The organism is Nostoc sp. CHAB 5715 (assembly GCF_020829685.1).
GTDB lineage: Bacteria > Cyanobacteriota > Cyanobacteriia > Cyanobacteriales > Nostocaceae > Nostoc.
This window is the reverse complement of record NZ_JAIVFR010000485.1, coordinates 1-5570: the sequence shown is the minus strand read 5'-3', so window position 1 is coordinate 5570 and position 5570 is coordinate 1. Positions and strand designations below refer to the sequence as shown.

Sequence of the window (5570 nt, the reverse complement as noted above, 5' to 3'; positions counted from 1 at the left end):
GTTCGCGGTAGCTGTAGGAGTAAACTGAACCAGACTGAGAACTGCTTTTGGCTTCTGATTGACGTTCGTAAGTTTTAGAGTCTTTAGGCTGTTGAGCTTGAGGATTAGGAGTAGGTGCTTCCTCTGACTTTTCATCAAAGTTCCAATCATCATTTCTACTGCCATTTGTCTCCCAATCATCAAATACATCACTAGTAGTCTCTTCTTTTTTACTAGCTGGTGGTGGAGAACTGGCAGGGCGAGATGTAAATTCTTCTCTACGGGTTGCCTTCGCACGAGGCGTTGTGCTTCGGCGGTCAGGAGTTTGGCGTTGTCTTCCCCCAAAATAATTGGATAAGTTAAACAAGGTACTAATTAATATAGATGTGAAAGCACCAATGGCAGTACTAAACAAAATCCATATAGCTAGTGGTAATGGTTGAGTTCGCACGCCCAAAAATACTAGCGATAGGGCAGGTGAGAAATTTTGGACTAATAACAGCGTTAGTCCTCCCAGTACTGCCACCAATAGAATTAAGCGAATTACAGCCATAGCAATTTTGTCAGTTGTCAGTTATCAGTGGTTAGTAGTCAGTGGTCAGTTATCAGTCTGATTATTCTTCGCTAATTACTGTTCACTGACTACTGACACTATCAGCCATCTCTATCATTACCTTTTTAGGACTATTGTGAAATTTACAATAAATCCACTGAGGGTGTTAGCGACGACCTTGCCACCGCTGAATTGGGATGCAGTCAATATCTAGTTGATCTAAAGCACGGGCAACTACAAAATCCACTAAATCCTCAATGGTTTGGGGATTATGATACCAGGCAGGAATAGCGGGGACAATTCTCACTCCAACTTCTGCTAGAGAGGTTAAATTACGAAGGTGGATGAGGCTAAAAGGCGTTTCACGCGGGACAATGACCAGTTTTCGTCCTTCTTTGAGTTGGACATCCGCCGCCCGTTCTAGTAAATCGGAACTCAAGCCAGCCGCTAGCTTTGCCACTGTGCTCATGCTGCATGGAATAATTATCATCCCCAGAGTGGCAAATGAACCACTGGCAATCCCGGCTCCAACGTCACCCCAAGGATGGCAGCGGAGTTTACCCGAAATTGCGACTCCAGCTTGCTCTCGCCAGAATTGTTCTTGCCCAGTTGGTTCTGGTGGCATCCGAATTTCCTGTTCTGACTGCCAAACCATGTAAGTTGATTTAGAGGCAACCAATTCAATACTATACTCCGCTTCTAGCAAAAATTTGATTGCGCGAATAGCGTAAATCAGACCAGATGCGCCCGATACGCCTAAAATTAGAGGTTTGGTGTTATTTGACACGTAATGTTTAGTTTATAAGAGGCATTGGGCATTGGGCATTGGGCATTGGGCATTGGGCATTGGGCATTGGGCATTGGGCATTGGGCATTGCTTATTTCTCCCTCATCTCCCTCATCTCCCTCATCTCCCTCATCTCCCTCATCACTCCCTGCTCCCTGCTCAAGAGCTTTTTCACTTTACTCATCCTCAGAGTAAGGGTCTAGGTCATCAGGCTCAATATCATGTGGTAAGTAGAGGTCTGAAAGTTCATCATTGGAAGGACTGCCAGTTAAACCTCTGGCTACGCCATCGCTACCGACTGTTACCAAATCAATTTGTTGACGGTAGTAATCGACACTTTTTACTTGGACGGCGACGCGATCGCCTAATCTGTAAGAAGCGCGATTTTTGCGACCAAACAGTGCTTGTTGTCTGGCGCGATATTCATACCAATCATCTTTGAGAGAACTGACGTGTACCAATCCTTCTACCCTCAAAGGCACACCAGGATTACTACTGTTGGATTCCACTTCGGCGGCTGGTACTTCAATTTCCACAAAGAAACCGTAGGATTGAACCCCGGTAATTACCCCTTGAAATACCTGACCGATGCGTTGCTTCATCAGTTGGGCTTTTTGCAGTCCGGCTAAATCGGCTTCAGCTTCTTGGACTTCTTTTTCTCGGTCGTTGATTTGGACAATTACCCTAGTTAAATCGCTTTGCAGTTCTTGTTGCAATTCTGGGGGTAAAACGTTCCAGTTAATTTCCTCGTGGCTGGAGGAGTGGCGCAGGTTAACACGCTCTCTCACACGGGTATTGCGGCGATCGCGTCCGTTTTCGAGTAGCGCGTAATACACTCTCTGCATCAGCAAATCTGGGTAACGCCGCAAGGGAGCGCTAAAATGGACATATTGCAGTAGTGCCAGACCAAAGTGAGATCCTTTGGTGGTGCTGTACGCAGATGGCTTTAGTGTATCTTGTAATAAGTAAGTAAGAACTTGCTCAGAGGGAGATTCAGCAAAAGCTGTGGTCAAATGTTGGTAATCTAAGGGTTGGATATCGACTTCTGGATCTAGTGTGAGGTCAACGCCTAAATTGACTGCCAATTTTAGCATTTCCTGGACATCTTCAACATCGGGTGTGCCTTGGACTCGCCAGATGGCGGGAACACCAAGAGCATTTAAGTGAGTTGCTACCAGTTGATTAACTAACAGTACCAACTCCGTGAGTAGCGATCGCACTGGTAAATCATTCACCACCACAGCGCCGAGAATCCCCTCATCATAGTAGGCGTTTTGGCTGGGTGGCAGATTCAACTGGAGGCTACCACGATTCAACCGTACTTGTTTCACGGCTGTTTGCAAGGCTTGGAGGTCTTGCAGGATTTGGGAAATCTGTGGGGATTGATCTTGAGCTTCACCAGTGAGAATTGCTTGGGCAAGTTCGGTACTCAGTGCAGTTTCGACGTTAATTACACTGGGTTGAATTTCCCACTCTAGGACTTGTCCAGATTGGGGATCAACGGTAATTAAAAAAGAGATAGTTAAGCGATCGCTCCCAGGTACTAAAGAACAGCGTTCTACCACACCTGGGGGCAAAATTGGCAGCACTAATTCTCCCAGATACACTGATTTGCCCCGTTTGAGTGCTTCTCTATCTAGGGCTTCGTCAGGTTGGACATAGTGAGAAACATCGGTGATATGAACGCCCAAAAGCCAATTTCCGGCTAAGTTTTTTTCTAAACTAAAAGCGTTTTCTATAACTTTTGTATCGCCATTTACTCCTTCAATGGTGAAGGTAAATAAATTACGCAAATCCAGTCGATTTTTCAGGTCTGCTTTGAGTAGCTTTTTGGGCAACTTGGCGGCTGCATCTAGCACATTATCTGGAAAAGTCCGGGAAAGGTCGTGTTTGCACGTAACTAAATCTATATCAGCAGCAGCTTCGGCATCGCTACCGAGGATTTGCACGACTCGACCAAGGGGAGGATATTGTGCCAATGGGTAACGCAAAACTTCTACATGAACCAAGTGATCTATCGCTTCTTCCAACTTTGCCTCGTTAGGCTGAATCTTCAGTTCAAACAGCAATCGATCATCTAAAGGCACAGCCCTAAAACCGCTTTCCACCTGTTTAATTCGTGCCAGTAAGGTGTGGTTGGAACGTTCTAGAATCAGCTTCACCTCCCCTTCAGGAGAGCGACGGCGACTACCTTCTTTAAGAACTCTGACCAAAACGCGATCGCCATTCCAAGCATTACTCAAATGACTTTCGCGGATGTAAATATCCTCAGCCCCTTCCACATCTTGAATAGCAAAGCAAAAGCCTTTACTAGAACAACGAAGTTTTGCCTCGATTATTCCCTCTTCTGAGACACGGCGGTACTTGCCCCGTTCCTTTACTAAAATACCGATTTTTTCGAGAACATCTAAGGCAATGTGAAGTTTTTGTAAACTTTTTTCATCTTCACAGCCAAGTTTCTTTTCTAAAACCTTCCGAGCTACCAATTTATCATCGGTGAAATTGGCAAGGAGTGTAGCGATTGAAAATTCCATGCAGTGAACCGACCTTTGGTCAAAACATCATTTTTTGTTTAACAAAACAGAATTCAGGAGTCAGGAGCCAAAATTCAGAATTTAATTCTGTGTGACACTTTGACAGGCTCAGTGCATCGCTGGCGTAAGCGTTGCGGTAGCGAGTCCGCAAGCGTCTGAATCAAGGGGTTTAAGTTCCCCACAAAAATTTTCTTGTTTTGTGGTCAACTTTTATAGTGGCGGGTCTGAATTCCCCACTATATTGATTCTGAATTCTTATTCAATCTGGTTCTTTTCTGTATACCCTCACGGCTTACAGAAACAAGTTAGAAACGAATTGCTCAGAGGCAAGACTTCCTAAGTTCTAAGGAAAGGAAGCCCGACCCTGCAAGAGCAATAAACTACTCCCGCAGTTTCGAGCAAAGGAAGGCGATCCACAGACAACTCTGGGCGTCTACGAACTTCTCACTGCACGATGCTCTCAGAGTTCGCCTGCGTTCAAGTCTCTTCACCTAACCAAACTTAAGATTACACGCCTGATTAGGATTTAGCCCCGCTAGGTAATTACGCGACGGGTTTTTGAGAAGCTGGGTTTAGAGAATCCATACTGCCCAAAAGCGCTATGCAGGGGAGCCACTGCGGTGAGGCAGCCCCCGTCTTGGCGGTTCCCGTCGATAGCGCAGCGTTAGCGAGTCTTCTCCCAAGGGGAGCCACTGCGGTCTTGGGGTTTCCCCAAGTGGAGCAAGTGGCGTGAGACGCCAAGGGCGAACGAGCGTCTGGGGGACTGCCGAACCCGGAGGGTCTTGGGGTTTCCCCAAGTGGAACAAGTGACGTGGAAACTACAGGTGTTTGATTGTCTAGAGTGAAGGTAATTTTACGACATTAGACTCTGATTTTGAACTAGGCGGAACTGCCATGAACCCAATTTTCCCACATGTAGAATCGGTAACAATTAGGTGAGCAGCTTAATAAGCAGTGAGGGCGAACCTTATCTCCATTATTGTAGATTTAGAGCGCACTTCCAGAAAATAGTTCTAGATATCCAGTTGGGTAATCAGTATAGCATTGCAGGCAAGACTACCCAGATAAGTTAGCACTAGCCAAAAATTTCGTCAAAAAAGAGCTACTGCTACAATTGGGACACAAGGCAAAGCAAGAATATCACCTTGATAGAGAATTATGCTTACTCATAGCCCACCAAGAAACTGATGACATATAGTAAGCAATATTGGCAGGCATCCTGGGTATCGAGTGGATGTAAATTAAAGTAAGGGCAGATGAGCTAGCTTGAACATACAGGCAGTATCAACTCCGTTATTAAAAATATTTAGATTGGTAGCAGTATTATGTTGGCTCAATTCCAGAGCTTGTATCCCAAAGGCAGTCTGATTTCTGAATTATTGCAAATTTTTCAAGGAAAATATATTGTCCGGGCAAGCGTACAAATAGAAGGCGTAACCCGTGCTACGGGTATGGCAGCAGCAGAAACAGTAGAAGCAGCAGAAGACCAAGCCAGAACCAGGGCGTTGATAGTTTTGGGTATTACAAATGCACCACAGCAATCAGTGGCATTTAGCTCAAATCCAATTCCCCCAGCGCAGCTAAACCCTTCCTTGAATACCAAAGATGGATTGAATGAGTCTGCTGCTTATTCCTCTGCAAAAGATCAGGAGTTTGTTAGTAGTCAGTGGCCAGTAGTCAGCGACAAAGAAATATCGATACCGCCTTCTATTTGTAC

Annotated in this window: 4 protein-coding genes and 1 pseudogene; 2 read left to right on the top strand and 3 right to left on the bottom strand. The window is 45.4% G+C overall.

What is annotated here, in order from left to right; all coding sequences use genetic code 11:
• Positions 1-532 (bottom strand): LapA family protein (locus LC574_RS23925; protein WP_229456054.1); only part of this gene is annotated, 532 nt, incomplete at its 3' end.
• Positions 533-698: 166 nt separating this feature from the next.
• Complete coding sequence (locus LC574_RS23920) at positions 699-1319, bottom strand: flavin prenyltransferase UbiX (RefSeq protein WP_229456053.1); 621 nt, start codon at positions 1317-1319, stop codon at positions 699-701.
• 66 nt (positions 1320-1385) lie between these two features.
• On the opposite strand from LC574_RS23920, the gene LC574_RS38215 reads away from it, so the two are divergent.
• Positions 1386-1514 (top strand): hypothetical protein, encoded by a 129-nt coding sequence (locus tag LC574_RS38215; RefSeq protein WP_267871649.1) that lies wholly within the window; start codon positions 1386-1388, stop codon positions 1512-1514.
• Here LC574_RS38215 and LC574_RS23915 read toward each other — a convergent pair.
• The gene (locus LC574_RS23915; RefSeq protein ID WP_229456052.1) at positions 1496-3853 is read right to left on the bottom strand and encodes a ribonuclease R family protein; all 2358 of its coding nucleotides are present in this window, start codon (positions 3851-3853) and stop codon (positions 1496-1498) included. The two genes, LC574_RS38215 and LC574_RS23915, sit on opposite strands and share 19 nt — an antisense overlap.
• A gap of 1325 nt (positions 3854-5178) precedes the next feature.
• Between LC574_RS23915 and LC574_RS23910 the strand changes: the two are divergent.
• Positions 5179-5570: pseudogene (locus tag LC574_RS23910) on the top strand (hypothetical protein); the annotation flags it as partial.

Bases quoted from the DNA above. Each gene is read 5' to 3' on its own strand.
- LC574_RS23915 (WP_229456052.1), bottom strand. From the start codon at position 3,853: ATGGAATTTTCAATCGCTACACTCCTTGCCAATTTCACCGATGATAAA.